This window comes from Acidimicrobiales bacterium (assembly GCA_041394245.1).
Lineage (GTDB): Bacteria > Actinomycetota > Acidimicrobiia > Acidimicrobiales > Aldehydirespiratoraceae > JAJRXC01.
The window spans coordinates 882,759-899,172 of record JAWKIR010000002.1 but is presented as its reverse complement, the minus strand read 5'-3'; the positions used below and the strand labels follow the sequence as shown (position 1 = coordinate 899,172).

Genomic DNA, 16,414 nt, shown 5'->3' with positions numbered 1-16,414 from the left:
ATGTCGTCACCCTCGGCCACGTTCCACGCGCAACTCGCCGCATTCGGCAACAACACCGGCATCGTCGTGCCACCCGACGCGCTCGAGACGCTCGGAGCCGGCAAGCGCCCTGCCGTCGAGGTCGACGTCAACGGCTACCGCTACCGGTCCACGGTCGGTTCGATGAAGGGACAGTCGCTCATCAGCGTCAGCAAGGCGATCCGCAACGAGACTGGCCTCGCCGCCGGCGACCCGATCGACGTCACCCTGACCCTCGCCACTGAACCACGAGAGGTCGACCTGCCTGCCGACTTCATCGCAGCGCTCGACGCAGCACCAGGAACCCGTGCGTTCTTCGACACGCTGTCGAACAGCCTGCAGAGATACCACGTCGACATGATCAACGACGCCAAGACCGCCGAGACCCGAGCCCGACGCATCGAACGCAGCATCGGGCGCTTCGCCGACGGCAAGAAGCGATAGGGGGCGAGTCGAGGTCGCTCGCCGTCCCCACTTCGGGTTCAGTCGAGTGTCGCTGGCGCCACGCGAAGTCCAGCGGCCGCGCGCACCCATAGCGACTTGGGGCATCGACATCGGACGGTCTCAACCCCGAGCAACTCACTCGGCGGCACCTGTCAGGGGTGGAGCGATACTGGTTCCAACACGTGATCGCCTGGATCAACGGGCCGCCTCGCCGACCTGCTGTGGTGGCTCGGAGGCGATTCGTTGAGATGCGCTAGTTCGTCGTTGGTGCGGAGGACGTCCGGCGGCCGACGATCTCGCCACCGTTGTCGTCGATGTGGCGGAACGTGAGCGACATCCGGGGAGCCGCGTGGGCCATCTTTGGCACGCAGTGCTCCCAGGCGTGTTGACAGGCGCCGCCCATGACCAGCAGGTCGCCAGACCCGAGGGTGAGGCGCACCGATTCGCCGCCCCCCATGCGCCGCAGGCCGAACCGCCGTGGACCGCCGAGTGAGCAGATCGCGACGATCGGGTCGATCTGCAGGAGCCCGATGCGGTCGGCGTGCCATGCCACGGAGTCGTTGCCGTCCCGGTAGTAGTTGACGAAGTTGTGGTTGATCTCCCCGTCATAGCGGGATTCGAGCCAGGACCGCATGGCATCGACCAGGGTGGCCTGCTCGGGATCATCGAGGTCGAGCCGGCCGTGGAGGCGGGGTTCGTCGACGAGACGGCCGTACATGGGCCGTCTCCCCCCTCGCCATTCGAGATCGTCGGCGAGCTTCTCGAGGAGTTGGTCGGCGCCGTCCATCCAGTTGCGGCTGACGTCGACCCAACTGCACTCGTCGAGTGTGATGCGTTGGACGGCGGCGTCGGCGACCACAGCCGGTCGGCCTTGGGCGAACAGGGTGGTCTGGTAGGAGCCGAGCGCCGCCATGTCGGCACTCTAGGCGAACAGATGTTCGATGACAACCGCCTCGCACCCGGCCTACGGTGGGGCCATGGCTGTGCATGTGGAAATCGAGGATGCCGTCCAGATCGTCACGATCGATCGGCCCGAACGGCGCAATGCGGTCGATCGGGCGACGGCGACCGAGCTGCTCGAGGCGTTCGAGGCGTTCGCCGCCGACGACGATCTGCGGGTCGCCATCCTCACGGGCGCCAACGGCACGTTCTGCGCGGGCGCCGATCTCAAGGCGATCGCGGAGGGCGGCGGCAACCGTGTCGACCTCGATGGCCCCGGCCCGATGGGGCCGACCCGGCTGAATCTCGACAAGCCGGTGATCGCGGCGATCGAGGGGTTCGCCGTGGCGGGTGGCATCGAACTCGCCGTCTGGTGCGACCTGCGGGTTGCCGCGACCGACGCGATCCTGGGGGTCTACTGCCGGCGCTGGGGTGTGCCGCTCGTCGACGGTGGGACCATCCGCCTGCCCCGACTCATCGGTGCGTCGCACGCCAACGATCTCATCCTGACCGGCCGGGGGGTCGGTGGCGACGAGGCATTGCGCATGGGCCTGGTGAACCGGCTCAGCGCGCCGGGCGAGGCATTGACCGATGCCAAGGTGCTCGCGCGGGAGCTGGCCGAGCTCCCGCCGATCTGCATGCGCAACGACCTGCGCTCGTCCAAGGACCAGTGGGACCTGCCGATCGACGAGGCCATCATCCGCGAGTCGGAACTCGGCCGGGTCACCCTGTTCAGCGGCGAGTCGCTGGAAGGCGCCGCCCGTTTCGCCGGAGGCGCGGGCCGCGGCGGCAGCAAGGCGACCTGAAGCTCAACCCGGCGGGTTCGGGACCGGAGGGTCGGGATAGTTCATCGCGGCGGCGATGTCGTCGTCGGACATCGAGGCCATCATGGCGAGGACCTCCTCGGGGTAGCCCAATGCCGGTTTCGTCGCGTCGAGCGCGGGCTGGGCCACCGAACCCGGCGCCACTTCGGGGTCGGCCGGCGGGTTTCGGTAGCGGGCGAGATCGGCGGCCGAGATGCCCGCCAGCGCGACGACCTCGGGGTCGATCCAGTTGTCGGACGGGATCGGCGCCGGCGAGGTCGCGCACTCCAGCGTGATCCCCTCGGGTCCGGCGAAATAGATCGAGTGGCACATCCCGTGGTCGACCGGGCCGAACACGGTGACGCCGGCGCCGCGGATCCGGTCACGCATCCGCAGCAGGTCGGTGAGCGTGTCGGTGTTGAACGCGACGTGCTGCATCGTCCCCGGTGCCGAGGCATCGGCGGGGGTACCCGAGTGGGTGACGCCGGCGATCGGGTCGATGTCATGGTTGGCCCTCATCTCGACGAACGCGATCGAGCAGGTGTCGTTCAGTTCGACGAACGCATGCCAGGCGTCGACACCGTGCATCCAGTAGAGGGCGACGAGTTCAGCGCCGAGTACCTGGGTGAAGAACTCGATCTGTGCCTTCACGTCGGCGGTCGAGATGGCGAGGTGATGGACGCCGTTGGGGTGGGTGACGGTCATTGCAGTTGCCTCCGGCACCAGTCGGCGACGACCGGCGAGTACTCGTGGGTGTGGAACATCATGAGCTGGTGGACGCCGCCGGGGTGTTCGTAGACGTCGACAGGGCCACCGACCATGCCGGCCACGAGACGGACGGTGTCGGGCGACGCGATCGGATCGTTCTCGCCGACGGTGAACAGGATCGGGCTCGTGTTGTCGCCCGGGCTGACCACGGGGTCGTAGGTGTAGAGCGTGGCGTAGGAGGCGAGGTCGAAGAACCACGTGTTCAGCGGGTCGGTCTCCTTCTGCTCGAGCGCGCCCTTGAAGCCGTAGTCCTCGTCGAGGTCGATGAAGCGGCGGATGTCGAAGCGGGCGGTCTCGCCGACCTCGGCGAGGATCCGTCGGCCGTCGTCGGTGCGCCAGGGCGACTGCAATGCCGCCGCCGTGCCCGGCACCGCGAAGCCCATCAGGACCGCGCCGACGACGTGCTCGGAGGCTCCCACGACCGCGTAGGCGGGCATGACGCCGAGACTGGAGCCCTTCGCGAACACCGGCAGACCGGTGAGGTCGTGGATGTGGGCGGCGAGGTCGGCGCAGGCGTCGACCCACTGGTCGACGGTCCACTTGCCCTGGCGGCTCGCCATGGCGGAACGTCCGTGTCCGGGAAGGTCGATCGACCAGACGTCGATGCCCTTCTCGGCGTGATGGGCGCAGAACTCGTCGTAGATGCCGCCATGGCCGCCCATGCCGTGGATCACGATGACGGCGTGGTCGGGGTCGGGTCCTTCGAAGCGGTAGGCGAAGGTGCCGTTGACCATGTGTTCGGTTCGTTGCATCGCCGTCCCCCCGCCGTCTCGATGTCACCGTAGTCGTGCGCCTTCGCCTGGACGAGGTGGTGTGTGGCGCTATCGTTCGGTTCGACGAAAGGTCTCCCATGTTCAAACGATCGACCATCGCGCTGTTCGCCGCTGTTGCCCTGTTGGCGGCTTCCTGTGGAGACGACGGAGGCGCCGACACGGCGTCGTCCGACGTGTCCGACGTCGCTGCATCCGACGCCTCCAGCCAGGGTGACACGACACCCGAGGAGTCGGCAGAGGATGCCGCAGCAGATCTCGCAGAGGACATGGCCGACGATCTCGCCGAGGTCCAAGCCGACCAGGGCGGAGGTTCGGCGACGCTCACCGTCGGCGATCAGACGTGGACGTTCGACTCCGTGCTGTGTGCGTTCGGCGAGGAGATGATCGGCCAGGAAGGCGCAGTGTTCAACCTCTCGAGCATCCAGGACGGGCTCCAGATGTATGCGTCGATCGACAGCTTCGGCCACAGCCTCTCGCTCAACGACATCAAGGACTTCGAGAACCCGTCGGTGGATCTCTCCTCGGCCTTCGGTGCGGGTGAGTTCATCCAACTCGACGGCAAGGACGTGACCGCGGAGGTCGGGTTCATGGACGGCACCTCCGACGACTTCGCGGAGATCCCGGGCACGTTCACCGCAACCTGCCCCTAGGCCGTCGCTCGCCCGTGGAGCAGCCCCATCTCGGTGGCTGAGCGCTCGAGCGACTCGCGGTGCCGAGGGTCGGCCACAGCGATGAGCGCGCGGGCGCGCTCTCGCAGCGTACGACCCTGGAGTTCGGCGACACCGTGCTCGGTGACGACGTTGTCGACGGTGTTCTTCTGGGTCGTCACGATGGCGCCCGGGGTGAGGGTCGGCACGATGCGGCTGATGGTGCCGTTCCTCGCCGTCGACGGCAACACCACGAAGCCGTTGCCGCCGTCGGAGTACTGGGCGCCGCGGGCGAAGTCGGCCTGGCCGCCGCTTCCCGACCAGTAGCGGCTGCCCAGCGACTCCGATGCGCACTGCCCGAAGAGATCGACCTCGAGGGTGGCGTTGACCGAGATGAAGTTCGGCTCCTCGCCGATGCGTCGCGGGTCGTTGACCTCGTCGACGGGGAGGAACTGGACGGCGTCGTTGCCGTCGCACCAGTCGTAGAGGGCCTGCGAACCGAGCGCGAAGGTGGTGACGATCTGGCGGCGGTTGGTCTTCTTGCGGGTGCCGGTGATCACCCCGGCCTGGGCGAGTTCGGCGATCGGGTCGGAGAGGAGTTCGGTGTGGACGCCGAGGTCGCGATGGCCGACGAGGAGGTTGGCCACGGCCGAGGGGATCGAACCGATCCCCAGCTGGATGGTGGCACCGTTCGGGATCCGGTCGGCGATCGCCTCGGCGATAGCCCGATCGGTGGTCCCGATGTCGGCCGGCGGCATCTCGACCAGGGCGGTCTCGGCCTCGCACCAATGGTGCACCTCGCTGACGTGGATCCGATGCGCACCATGGGTGGAGGGCATGTTCGGATTGACCTCGAGGATGAACGGCACTCGTCCGATCATCGCGGCCGAGTAGCCGGCACTCACGCCGAGCGAGAAGTAGCCGTGCCGGTCCATCGGGCTCGCCGCGGCGATCACCGCGAATGGTCGCTTGGCCATCATGAACTGCGGTACCTCGCTGAAGTTCGCCGGGGCGAACTCGCATCCGCCCTCGTGGTACGCGGGCCGGGTCACGTGGGAGAGGAACCACGAGACGTGCTCGAGGTGCCCGGCATACGCCCCGTGGAGGTAGGGGCGATCGCGGAGCGCGTGCATCTGGTGGATGTGGACATGGCGGAGCCGGTCGGCCCGGGCCTCGAGCCCGTCGAGCACGTGGACCGGCTCGCCGTTGGCGATCGGGATGACGAGGTTCGCGCCCTCGGGCAGCTCGTCGACGAGCGTGTCGACGACGTCGCCGACACTCGATGAGGCACGCGGGGGACTGTGCTGCATGGAGCCGACCCTAGGTGGACGACTCCAACGGCGCGGGCATGGGGCCCGTCCGAACGATCAGGAGGCGCTGGACCGAGCGGGTCAGCGCGACGTAGAGGAGTCGCAGACCATTGGGCAGCTGCACGAACTCGCCGGGCTCCACCACGATGGTTGCGTCGAACTCGAGGCCCTTGGCAGTGGGAGGGTCGACGACGGAGATGGCGTGATCGAGGGCGACGGCTGCCCTGGTGTCGCCGGCGTCGACCCCCGCCTCGGCGAGGGCGGCCAGGACCCCGTCCATGCGATCGGGCATGGCGATCACGCCGATCGTGGACCAGTCGCCGCCGAGCCCTGCGGCCAGGTCGGCGACCGTCGCCGCGATGTCGTGTGCCTCGACCGTGTGGTGCTCCGCTCCCATGCCGCGACTGCGGATCGATGTCGACGGGGTGATGTCGGGCGCCGTCACCCGAAGAAGTCGGTTGGCGTAGTCGAGGATCGGCCCCGGCACCCGGTAGCCCACGGTCAGTTCCCGACGCCGGACGATCGAGCGGTCGATTCCCAGGCCGGCGGTGACCGCGTCCCACGAGGTCTGGGCGCCGACGCCCGTCGCCTGGGCGATGTCGCCGAGGATCGTCATGGAGCCGGCCGTCGCCCGCCGACCGGCGGCCCGCAGCGCCATGGCGGACAGGTCCTGGGCCTCGTCGACCACGACGTGGCCGTAGCGTCGGCCGCCACCGGTCGTGAGCGCGTTCGCCTCGTCGAGCAGGGGAAGGTCGGCGGCCGTCCATGCCTCGTCGGCGATCTTCTTGGCCGACGAACGTTGCAGCAGGTCGGCGTCCGCAGGCGACAGCAGACCGTCGACCGCCTTCTTGCGGTTGGTCGGGCTGCCCAGCAGCGATCGGACGAGTTGAGCGCCACTCAGGCTGGGCCAGATCCGATCGATCACCTTCCTGAAGGCGTCGCTCTTCCGGAGCTCGGGGATCAGTCGGGCCAGGTCCTCCTGGGCCACATCGCGCTCGACGAGCTGCTGTCGGGCGTCACGGAGGAGCACCTCGGTGAACACGCCCTTCGCGTCGTTGAGCGGGAGCTCGTTGTCGCGAGCCGTCGTGATCGCCGTGGCGACGACCGCGGGGGAGTAGCGCACGGACCGGAGCCCGATCGGGACCACCTGCTCATCGGCAGGGACCCTGATACGTGCATCGGCCAGACGGCGGATCACCTCGGCCATCTCGGCTCGACCCTTGACCTCGGCGACCTCCGGGGGATCTTCGGCCCGCACCCGGACCCGCGAGCTCAGCAGCGAAGTGATCGTCGCCTGGCTCACGGCCGTCTCACCGAGCGACGGAAGGACGTTGACGACATAGCGCAGGAACACCCGGTTCGGCCCGATCACGAGCACGTGGCTCTGCGAGAGCGCGGCCCGGTGTTCGAACAGGAGGAACGCGGCCCGGTGCAGGCCGACGGCGGTCTTGCCGGTCCCCGGACCGCCCTGCACGAGCAGACATTCGTCGAGCGGGGCACGGATGATCTCGTCCTGCTCGGCTGCGATCGTCGCCACGATGTCGGACATCTCGCCGCTGCGGCCCCGTTCGATCTCCGCGAGGACGGGGTCGGGGATCCCTGCGGCCGTGATCGACTCTGGGTCGTCGAGGTGTTCGTCGAAGATGGCGACGAGTTCGTCGACCTCGCACGAGAACCGGCGTCGACGGGCGAGCCCGAACGCATCGACTGCAGTGGCCCGGTAGAACGGGATGGCGATCGGGGCCCGCCAGTCGACCACCACCGGGGTGCCATCGCGATCCTCGATGTGGCGGCGGCCGACATACCAATGGTCGCCGGCGGTGATGACCGGGTCCTCGTCGATGCGGCCGAAGCAGAGGGCGACATTGCCGACGTCGACCGCGCTGCGCCGGTCGGCCATGTGGGCCCAGGCGATCCTGGCATCGGCGGAGTCCTCGTCGCGGACGCGCTGGTCGGCGAACTCGAGGGCACGCTGCGAGCGCTCGACCATCGAATCGAGGGCGGCGCGGGCTCGGCGGAGGTATGCCTGTTCGGCAGCGTGGTCCGGGTGCCCGTCCGACATGGAAGTGGAACCTAGCCTCCCCGGCGCCTGCGGCCGACGGAGATAGCCTGCGCACTGGGCGGCCACAGGAGGTCCACTTTCCGTGCTGTTCCCGACGTTCACCTTCGCGGCGTTTTTCGCCGTGGTGCTCCCCGTGAGCTGGATGTTGAGGGAACGCGTCACCGCCTGGAAGCTCTTCATCCTGGCCGCCTCGTACTACTTCTACGGCTACTGGGACGTGCGCTTCCTGTTCCTGCTCGCCGGAATGACCGTCGGCAACGAGATCGCGGCGATCGCCGTCCATCGCAGCACGAACGCAGCGGCCCGGAAGACCGCGATCACGGTTGCCGTGGCACTCGACCTCATCGTGCTCGGGTTCTTCAAGTACTACGACTTCTTCACCGACTCGCTCGATCGCAACCTCGGGCTGTCGAGTCCGGCCCTCGATGTCGTGTTGCCGATCGGGATCTCGTTCTTCACGTTCCAGGGCATCAGCTATGTCGTCGACGTGTACCGCAAGGACACGCCGCCGGCGCCGTTGCTCGACTTCGCGGTGTACTTGTCGTTCTTCCCGCAACTCGTTGCCGGCCCCATCGTGCGGGCGGTCGAGTTCCTCCCCGAGCTACGCAGCGACCGCGTCCCGAACCAGGTCGAGGCCGGTCGGGCCGTCGTCTTGATCGGTCGGGGCCTGTTCAAGAAGGTCGTGATCGCCGACTTCCTCGGGCGGGCGATCGTCGACAACACCTTCGGAACGCCGGGCGAGTACGGCGGGCTCGACATCCTCTTCGGGATCTACGGCTACGCCATTCAGCTCTACGCCGATTTCAGCGGCTACACCGACATGGCGATCGGCATCGCCCTGCTCCTCGGGTTCCGTTTCCCGCAGAACTTCGATCGGCCGTACGCTGCCATCTCGGTCCAGGACTTCTGGCGTCGCTGGCACATGACGCTGTCGAGGTGGCTGCGGGACTATCTCTACTTCCCGCTGGGCGGCAACCGGAAGGGGCGCCTCACCACCTATCGGAACCTTCTGATCACCATGGGACTGGGTGGACTCTGGCACGGCGCCGCGGGCACCTTCGTCGTCTGGGGCCTCTACCAGGGCCTCGGTATGGCGGGGGAGCGTTTCATCTCCGACCTGCGCGGCGAGAAGGACACGCCACTCGACTCGCGCGACGTGCGGATCAAGGAGATCGCCCGGCTCCATTCCGGCGCGGCTGTCGACGCGTGGCGGGAGGACCCGTCGTCGCCGGTGCCGTTCACGCCGCTCGAGGTGCGGTCGCTCTGGCTCGGCCGCGTCGTGACATTCCACTTCGTCTGCATCGGATGGGTGATCTTCAACAGCGAGTCGCTCGGTCGGGCCGGCGACGTGTTGTGGGCCGTCTTCCATGGTTGGACGCAGACGCCCGAATTGGTGAACCCGCTGGTCGTGCTGGTCATCGCCGCTTCGATCGCCGCCCAGTACGTGCCGCCACTCTTGGCCCGCCAATGGTCGGCCATGTTCTCCGTCGTGCACCCGGTCGCGGTCTCCGTGGCCTTCGCATTGTGGATCATGGTGGTGGTCGCCCTCGGACCCGAGGGCATCTCCGAGTTCATCTATTTCCAGTTCTGAGAGGAGGTGTGCGATGAAACACAGTGATCCGTTGAAGCGGGCGACCGAGGTCCGTGAGATCGGGGAGACCTGGGACGACGAGAAGTTCAAGGACGCCCGGGAGCAGGATCTTCGTCAGCGCACCTCCGACTCGCGCTCGGCGGTCATCGCCGCGTTGACGTGTCTGTTGCTCGCGACGCTGCTGACCTCCGGCAAGATCGTCGAGATCGCCGCCCGCCAGGAATTCGGCGAGACGCGCGACCGACAGCTCGATGTGGCCCAGGGCATCGATCGGGTGGCCAACTTCCTCTCGCTCAACCGCCCCTACGACCTGATCCACGACATCCGCGGGGTCGGCGACAGCGCCGCCCAGCAGATCGACAGCATCGACGACGTCGCTGCCGATCTCGGCCTCGACGTCGACGTGCCCGACATCGCTCAGGTCGACGACACGGTCGAGGATTCGTCGACGGGGACCGACACCACCTCGACCACCAGCACGACGACCACGACGGCCGCACCGATCGGCCCGATCCGCTCCGTCGATGTCGACAGTCCACTTCGGGTCTTCGTGGGGGGCGACAGTCAGGCCGAGTACCTCGCCCAGGCCGTCACCACCGAGTCCGACCTCGCTCTGGTGGTCGAGTCCCAGCATGAGATCTCCACCAGCCTGGCTCGACCCGACTACTTCAACTGGCCAGCCCGGCTCCGCGTGATCGACGAGGAGCAGGACCCGGAGGCGGTTGTGCTGTTCATCGGTGCCAACGACCATCAGGACATGGCCGACGCCGAAGGGAATCGGCTCGTCGAGGGCAGCGAGGACTGGCAGCTCGAGTGGAGCCGGCGGTTGGCGATCACGTTCGACCTGCTCGAGCAGCCGGGCCGTCACATCTTCTGGGTCACCCAACCGCCCATGCGCGACGGTGCGCTCGATGCAGGCATCGACCAGATCAACGACCTCGCCGACGCAGTGATCGCGGAACGGGATTTCGTCTCCGCGATCGACATCTGGCCGCTCTTCGGCGGCGAGTCGGGGTTCGCCGAACGTGTGACCGGTCCGGACGGCGACGAGATCCGAGCCCGGATCGATGACGGTGTCCATCTCACGCGAAGTGCTGCCTCGTGGGTCGCCGACATGGTCTTCGCAGAGCTCGCGACGTACTGGGACTTCGCGAGCTGATCTCGCCGTGCTGAGCTAGTTGTCCCTCGGGTCTCTCGGGTACTGGGCGAGGCGACCCAGCGGGCCGGGCTGGCGGCCCAGCACCTCCCACCACAGCTCGAACGGGTCGTCGGTGTGGATGTCGGTGAGCAGTGCATCGAGCACGAACCAGCCGTCGTCGATGAGTTCCGCTTCGAGCTGCCCGGCCGCCCAGCCCGCGTAGCCGGCGAACATGCGGACCTCGTCGAGGCCGGGAACATCGGATGGATCGACCTCGAGGTCGACGGTTCCGATGCGGCCGAGGACGGGATTCCAGTGCGCGCCGGCATCGTCGAGATTCACCGAGGCGAGGGCGATCACCGACGACGGCGACACCGGACCCCCGAGGAAGATCACGCCGGGCGGAACCGTGCGCCCGGCCCACGGCTCGATCGTCGTGGCCACCGGGAGCTCGCTCGGACGATTGAGGATCACTCCGATGGCGCCCTCGTCGTTGTGCTCCAACATGAAGACGACGGTGCGCTCGAAGTTGGGATCGAGCAGGGCCGGTGTCGCCACCAGCAGTCGACCTCGTGTGGACTCGTGCATCATGTGCAGTCTCGCGTGTGGGGGAGCTCGGTTGGTGCTGTGGCACCATCGACATCGTGACGCCGTCTGTTGTCCTCACCATTGCCGCCCATGATCCGCTCGGCGGAGCCGGGATCGCAGCCGACCTGACGACCTTTGCCGCCCATGGGCTGCACGGCATGGTTGCGGTGACCGCGGTGACCGCGCAACGGTTCGACGCGGTGGAGCGGGTCGTGGCGACACCGGCCGATCTCCTGGCCGATCAGCTCGACGGGATCATCGCCTCTGCGTCGGTCGCGGCGGTGAAGGTCGGGTTGCTGTTCGATGCTGCTCAGGTCGCAGTGGTCGCCGAGCGGATCGCCGACGGGCGACTGCCCGCCCCGGTCGTGGATCCGGTGATGGTCGACGGGCGTGGCGACCGGTTCGTGGCTGCCGAGATCGAGGCGGCGACCCGCGATCTGCTGTTTCCGCGCGCTGCGGCGCTCACCCCGAATCGAGCCGAGGCGGCGTTGCTGGGAGCCGACCCGGCCGCGCTGGCGGCACTGGGCGCAGGCCTCGTGGTCGTGACCGGTGGCGGCGCCGGCGCGACGGACCTGCTCGTGTGGCCCGACGCGACAACTGTGGAACTACTCGGGCCGTGGATCGAGACGGCCAACGTACGCGGGAGCGGCTGCACCTTCGCGGCGGCGATGACCTCGGGCCTGGCGCTCGGCGACGGCCTGGAGGCGGCGGCCCGGCGAGCGAAGGCGTTCGTCGCCGGACAGTTGGGTGACAGCGCCGATTGGACCGTTGGTCCGCAGGGATCGGTCGGCCCGGTGTCGCACCGTTTCACCTGCGAGTAGTCGCCGTCGGGGCTCAGGGAACGTGGGCCCAGTCGTCGCCATAGTCGAAGAGCAACTCCTCGCCCGGCGCGATGTCTCGCAGGGCGTAGAGCTCCGGCCCGTCGAACTCGACGTTGGGGGTCCGGCTGTGGTTGAGGAACCGGAGCACGCCGGTGCCGTCGATGCCGCGCCACGAACCGCCCTCGTCGTCCTCGATCCAGAGCACATGGGTGCCGTCGATGTCGGTCGGATCGCCCTCGTAGGAGCCGACCAGGGCGCCTTCGGGGATGGCGGTGGTGGCGAAGACCCCGGTGCCGTGGATCTCCGAGGACCGCGCCTCGACGAGGTCGCTCACGTGTGGTGATCGTGGTCGGGGGGAAAGGCCACCACGTCGGCGACGGTATCGAGGTCGGGTTGGTCGCGGTGGTGGCTGTCGACGACGAGCGAGTGGCTGAGGGCGGCGGCTGCGAGCTCCTCCATGTCGGTGCGGAGCGGGTCTCGCATGAAGCCGTCGACCGATGCCGCGTCGGGGAACGACACCACGAGGAGCACGTCGGGGTGCGCCGGCCCCGCGTCGATCTCGGCCACCCGCCGTTCGAGCCTTCCCCGGTTGCGGGGGAGCAGGCCGACGAGCTTGGTGATGTACTCCTCGAGCGCGTCGGGCGCGCCCGTCCCCCACAGTTGGAGGGTCAATTCGATTCGGCTGCCGTCGTCCACGCGGCCCAACGTAGCCGTCGGCACCGCATGGCAGGGTCAGTGGCGGACGGTGGCGTAGAGGGCTTTGAGGTAGGCGCCTTGGGCGAAGCCGATCGGATGGTCGATCGGGTGGCCGGTGCGGTCGAACTCCTCGAGTTCGACCCCCTCGCGTCGGGCGGTGAAGTGCACGGCATGGAAGAAGTCGTCGGCCGTGACCCGGCTCGAGCACGACGCCTGCACCAGGGTGCCGCCGTCGACGGTGAGGGCGAGCCCCAGCTTCGAGAGTCGTTCGTAGGCGGCGAGGGCACCGTCGACGCTGGCCTGACGCTGGGCGAACGAGGGTGGGTCGATGATCACCAGGTCGAATCGTTCATTGCGTCTGAGCAGGCCTTCCATCACCTCGAAGGCATCGCCGTGGTGCACCAGGTGCCGACAGGCCGCGACGTTTGGGTCATGGGAGTTGTGGGCCATGTTGCGCGCGGCCGCTTCGACGGCGGGCAGCGAGAGGTCGACCGAGTGCACCTCGTGGGCGCCGCCCGCGGCTGCGTGCACGGAGAACCCGCCGGTGCAGCTGAAGACGTCGAGCACTCGTCGACCTTCGGCGAGTGACCGCACCTTCGCCCGGTTGTCGCGCTGATCGAGGAAGTAGCCGGTCTTCTGTCCCGTGGTGGGGTGGGCTTCGAAGGCGAGCCCGTTCTCGAGGAACATGATCGGCTCGTCGGGTGCCGGACCGTAGAGCGGTGCGCCCTCCACGAGGCCGAGCTCCGGTCGTTGTTCCACCGACCGGGCGAACCGGATGATGAGCGACGTCGGCTCGATGCGATCGACCAGCACCGGCACGAGGGTGGCGAGGTGGGGGATCCACCCGTCGGTGTAGATCTTGGCGACGGCCACACCGTCGTAGTCGTCGACGACGATGCCCGGCATCCCGTCGTTCTCGCCGTGGATCAGGCGATAGGCGTTGTGACCCGGGTCGTCGATCAGCGGGCGACGACGTTCGATCGCCTCGGCCACCCGGCGGTCCCAGAAGGCCGAGTCGATGGTGGTCGGCTTGCCGGCGTGGAGGATCTTGATGCAGATCGGCGAGGCCGGATCCCACATGCCGATCGCCGCGAACTTGCGGTCGTCGTCGAAGATCACGGCGAGGTCGCCGGGTCGGCCCTCGTGCGACATCGACGTGACCGACTCGTCGTAGACCCAGGGGTGACCACGCCGTAGATGGCGCATCGCGTCCTTGCTGAGTCGCACCGCCATGCGCTTGTCGCCGGGGGAGGGGAGGGCGGCGAGGTCGACGGTCACCCCGTGACGCTATCCAGAGGTGGCCCGCGCCCCAGTGGAGTAGACCGGAGTCATGACGGATGAACGCCACGCCCGCCTCGGCGCCCGGTTCCGCGAACTGCACCAGTCGGGGTGTTTCCTGCTCGCCAACGTGGGTGATGCCGGCACCGCCGCCGCGCTGAGCGACGCCCGCGTCGATGCGATCGCCACCTCGAGCTCGGCCCACGCCCAGACGATCGGTCGCTCCGACGCCGCGGGCGATGTGTCGATGGAGGAACACGCCGCCCACACCGCCGCACTCGTGGCCGCGGCGGAGGTGCCGCTCAACGTCGATGCCGAGAATGGCTACGGTCACGAGCCGGAGGACATGGTGGCGGCGGTGCGGTGTTTCGCGGCCACGGGGGCCGCAGGAATGGGGATCGAGGACTGGTCGGGCGACCCCGAGCGAGGTCTCTACGATCGTGCGCTGGCCGTCGCCCGCATCGAGGCGGCGGTGCAAGCGGCTCGAGCGCTCGACCGCCCGTTCGTCATCACCGGCCGCACCGAGGTCCTGCTCTACGGTCTCGACGGTGGCATGAACGAGGCGATTGCCCGTCTCCAGGCGTTCGCCGAGGTCGGCGCCGAGTGCCTCTACGCCCCGGGGACCTGGGACCTCGAAAGCATTCGGACGGTGGCGGCGGAAGCCGGAGGACCGATCAATGCGCTCGTTCCGCTCGGATCGAACCTCGGGTTCGCCGAGGTCGCCGAGGCGGGTGCGCGCCGGATCAGCCTCGGCGGGTCGCTCTACACGGCCCAGGTCGCCCACGGCCGTGCCCTGGTCGAGCAACTGCAGGCGACGGGTTCGTTCTTGCGCTGAGGACTCCGGGTGGTCGAGCTGTTACGGTTCGAGGCCATGATCGGACCGGGCAGCGCATGAAAACCAGGGCGCGTCGCTTCGTCGTCGGCGGGCTCCTGGCTGTTCAGCTCGCCACCGTCATCCTCATTCTCCTTGTCTCGGGGCGCCTCACCTCCGACGCCGAAGCCGATCACACGGTGGCACTGTTGCAGACGTCGGCGCTCGAAGCGCTCGATCACACCCGTGACTATCTCGCGCCCGCATCGTCGTTGGTTGCCACGACCGCCGACGTGATCGATGGGGGAGCCGTCGACATCGCGGGGCTCGAGCGGGCCTTCCTCGGTGAGCTCGAACGCTCGCCGCAGCTGTCGGGCGTGTATCTCGGCGGTGACGACGGGACCTTCTTCTTCGTCTCACGAGTCGCCGACGGCTATCGCGTCAAGACCATCGACATCGACGACGACGGCCGTCGGACGGTCACGGTCCGAGACCGCGGTCCGGACGGCGTCGAGGGGCCGACGGAGGTGCTCGCCGACGACACGTTCGATCCGCGGACCCGGCCCTGGTTCCAGAACGCGGCTCGTGGTGGCTCGACCGATGTGTCCTGGACCGCGCCCTACGTGTTCTTCACATCCCAGGAACTCGGCGTCACCGCGTCGGCGGCCGTGCAGACCGACGACGGGATGCTCGTGGTCGTCGGGGCGGATATCGAGCTCGGCTCGCTCTCCACGTTGTTGGCAGGGCTGCGCATCGGGCCGACGGGCAGCGCGGTCATCGTGGACCAGGCCGACACCGTGATCGCACATCCGGATGCGACCCTGGTGCAGGCCGGGGCGGGCGACGCAAGCGAGACGGTCTCCGCATCGGAGCTCGACGACCCGCGGGCGCGGGCCGTCATCGGGTCGATGATCAGCGCCGGAACCGAACTCGACCGGGCATCCACCCGCTTCGAGACCGACGAGGCATCGGGCGTTGTCGCGTCGCGGACGCTCCCGGTCGGTGATCAGCAGTGGACGATCGCCGTCCACGCCGAGGACGGCGCCTTGGTGCGGGATCTCACCGACGCCCGCCGAGACGAGCGGCGCCTGATGATGGTGGTCGGCCTGCTCGGATTCGTGCTGCTGGCTGTGGTCGCCTTCCCGGCGACGCGACCACTGGCTCGCCTCGAGCGGCGGGCGAAGCTCGACACGCTGACGGGGTTGCTGAACCGGGGGGCAATCCTCGCCGAGGGCGCCCAGATCGCCAAGGAAGCCGACCTGCATGCGGCCATCATGATCGACCTCGATCGGTTCAAGGCGATCAACGACACCCACGGTCACCAGGTCGGCGACGAGGTCATCCACGAGGTGGGGCAGCGCATCGCGGGGGCGCTGCGCGGCAGCGACCGCGCCGGTCGGGTGGGTGGCGAGGAATTCCTGGTCGTGATCGGGGAGACCACCCCGGCGAAGGCACTGGAAGTCGCCCATCGGGTGCACCGGGCGATCGGCGAGAGTCCGATCGGATCGACGGTCGGCCCCCTCGAGGTGACGGCGAGCGTCGGTCTCGGAGTCGCCGTCGGACCGGCCGAGCTTCAACGCACCCTCGCCGTGGCCGACACGGCCCTGCTCGAGGCGAAGGAGAGCGGGCGCGACTGTGTCGTGTCGGGGGGCATGGCGAGCGACCTCCGAGAACCGCACCGTTCAGCCGAGGGCGCCGAGGTCGGCGACGCCTGAGTCGCCCCGGGC

Annotated in this window: 17 protein-coding genes; 8 read left to right on the top strand and 9 right to left on the bottom strand. The window is 68.4% G+C overall.

Translation table 11 applies throughout. From position 1 onward, the window contains the following. The gene (locus tag R2707_04485) at positions 1 to 462 is read left to right on the top strand and encodes a YdeI/OmpD-associated family protein (protein MEZ5244333.1); all 462 of its coding nucleotides are present in this window, start codon (positions 1 to 3) and stop codon (positions 460 to 462) included. 253 nt (positions 463 to 715) lie between these two features. Here the strand turns inward: R2707_04485 and R2707_04480 are convergent, their stop codons facing one another. Continuing rightward, positions 716 to 1,375, bottom strand: coding sequence for an alpha-ketoglutarate-dependent dioxygenase AlkB (locus R2707_04480; protein MEZ5244332.1), 660 nt, complete (start codon positions 1,373 to 1,375; stop codon positions 716 to 718). A gap of 64 nt (positions 1,376 to 1,439) precedes the next feature. On the opposite strand from R2707_04480, the gene R2707_04475 reads away from it, so the two are divergent. Continuing rightward, on the top strand, positions 1,440 to 2,207 hold the full coding sequence (locus R2707_04475) for a crotonase/enoyl-CoA hydratase family protein (protein MEZ5244331.1): 768 nt from the start codon (positions 1,440 to 1,442) through the stop codon (positions 2,205 to 2,207). 3 nt (positions 2,208 to 2,210) lie between these two features. Here the strand turns inward: R2707_04475 and R2707_04470 are convergent, their stop codons facing one another. Further along, positions 2,211 to 2,909 carry a VOC family protein gene (locus R2707_04470; protein MEZ5244330.1) on the bottom strand — a complete coding sequence of 233 codons (699 nt, stop codon included), beginning with the start codon at positions 2,907 to 2,909 and terminating at the stop codon, positions 2,211 to 2,213. Next, the gene (locus R2707_04465; protein ID MEZ5244329.1) at positions 2,906 to 3,724 is read right to left on the bottom strand and encodes an alpha/beta fold hydrolase; all 819 of its coding nucleotides are present in this window, start codon (positions 3,722 to 3,724) and stop codon (positions 2,906 to 2,908) included. Before R2707_04465 ends, R2707_04470 begins: the two co-directional genes overlap by 4 nt. Before the next feature lie 98 nt (positions 3,725 to 3,822). Between R2707_04465 and R2707_04460 the strand changes: the two genes are divergently transcribed. Continuing rightward, complete coding sequence (locus tag R2707_04460; GenBank protein MEZ5244328.1) at positions 3,823 to 4,395, top strand: hypothetical protein; 573 nt, start codon at positions 3,823 to 3,825, stop codon at positions 4,393 to 4,395. Here the strand turns inward: R2707_04460 and R2707_04455 are convergent. Further along, a complete protein-coding gene (locus tag R2707_04455) occupies positions 4,392 to 5,702 on the bottom strand; it encodes an acetyl-CoA hydrolase/transferase C-terminal domain-containing protein (protein ID MEZ5244327.1) in 1,311 nt (436 codons plus the stop codon). The genes R2707_04460 and R2707_04455 overlap by 4 nt on opposite strands. A 10-nt stretch (positions 5,703 to 5,712) precedes the next feature. Continuing rightward, on the bottom strand, positions 5,713 to 7,764 hold the full coding sequence (locus tag R2707_04450; protein MEZ5244326.1) for an AAA family ATPase: 2,052 nt from the start codon (positions 7,762 to 7,764) through the stop codon (positions 5,713 to 5,715). Positions 7,765 to 7,846: 82 nt separating this feature from the next. On the opposite strand from R2707_04450, the gene R2707_04445 reads away from it, so the two are divergent. After that, positions 7,847 to 9,355, top strand: a complete 1,509-nt coding sequence (locus tag R2707_04445; GenBank protein MEZ5244325.1) for an MBOAT family protein — start codon at positions 7,847 to 7,849, stop codon at positions 9,353 to 9,355. Positions 9,356 to 9,368: 13 nt separating this feature from the next. Further along, positions 9,369 to 10,514: a DUF459 domain-containing protein gene (locus R2707_04440; protein MEZ5244324.1), complete on the top strand. Its 1,146-nt coding sequence runs from the start codon at positions 9,369 to 9,371 to the stop codon at positions 10,512 to 10,514. Positions 10,515 to 10,529: 15 nt separating this feature from the next. Here the strand turns inward: R2707_04440 and R2707_04435 are convergent, their stop codons facing one another. Continuing rightward, positions 10,530 to 11,081, bottom strand: a complete 552-nt coding sequence (locus R2707_04435) for a YqgE/AlgH family protein (protein MEZ5244323.1) — start codon at positions 11,079 to 11,081, stop codon at positions 10,530 to 10,532. A 56-nt stretch (positions 11,082 to 11,137) separates the two neighbouring features. On the opposite strand from R2707_04435, the gene R2707_04430 reads away from it, so the two are divergent. Then, positions 11,138 to 11,902, top strand: a complete 765-nt coding sequence (locus tag R2707_04430) for a hydroxymethylpyrimidine/phosphomethylpyrimidine kinase (GenBank protein MEZ5244322.1) — start codon at positions 11,138 to 11,140, stop codon at positions 11,900 to 11,902. Positions 11,903 to 11,915: 13 nt separating this feature from the next. Here R2707_04430 and R2707_04425 read toward each other — a convergent pair whose 3' ends face one another. From R2707_04425 to R2707_04415, 3 genes are read right to left on the bottom strand one after another with little or no spacing between them, the layout of a single operon-like run. Continuing rightward, positions 11,916 to 12,236, bottom strand: coding sequence for an SET domain-containing protein (locus tag R2707_04425; protein MEZ5244321.1), 321 nt, complete (start codon positions 12,234 to 12,236; stop codon positions 11,916 to 11,918). Then, entirely contained in the window at positions 12,233 to 12,598 is a 366-nt protein-coding gene (locus R2707_04420) for a hypothetical protein (GenBank protein MEZ5244320.1), read from the bottom strand. The genes R2707_04425 and R2707_04420 overlap by 4 nt, the downstream gene beginning before the upstream one ends. 36 nt (positions 12,599 to 12,634) lie before the next feature. Beyond that, entirely contained in the window at positions 12,635 to 13,876 is a 1,242-nt protein-coding gene (locus R2707_04415) for a class I SAM-dependent methyltransferase (GenBank protein ID MEZ5244319.1), read from the bottom strand. Positions 13,877 to 13,928: 52 nt separating this feature from the next. Between R2707_04415 and R2707_04410 the strand changes: the two genes are divergently transcribed. Both R2707_04410 and R2707_04405 read left to right on the top strand, forming a co-directional pair. Next, on the top strand, positions 13,929 to 14,711 hold the full coding sequence (locus R2707_04410) for an isocitrate lyase/phosphoenolpyruvate mutase family protein (protein MEZ5244318.1): 783 nt from the start codon (positions 13,929 to 13,931) through the stop codon (positions 14,709 to 14,711). A 56-nt stretch (positions 14,712 to 14,767) separates the two neighbouring features. After that, complete coding sequence (locus R2707_04405; protein MEZ5244317.1) at positions 14,768 to 16,402, top strand: diguanylate cyclase; 1,635 nt, start codon at positions 14,768 to 14,770, stop codon at positions 16,400 to 16,402. Positions 16,403 to 16,414: the final 12 nt, after the last annotated feature.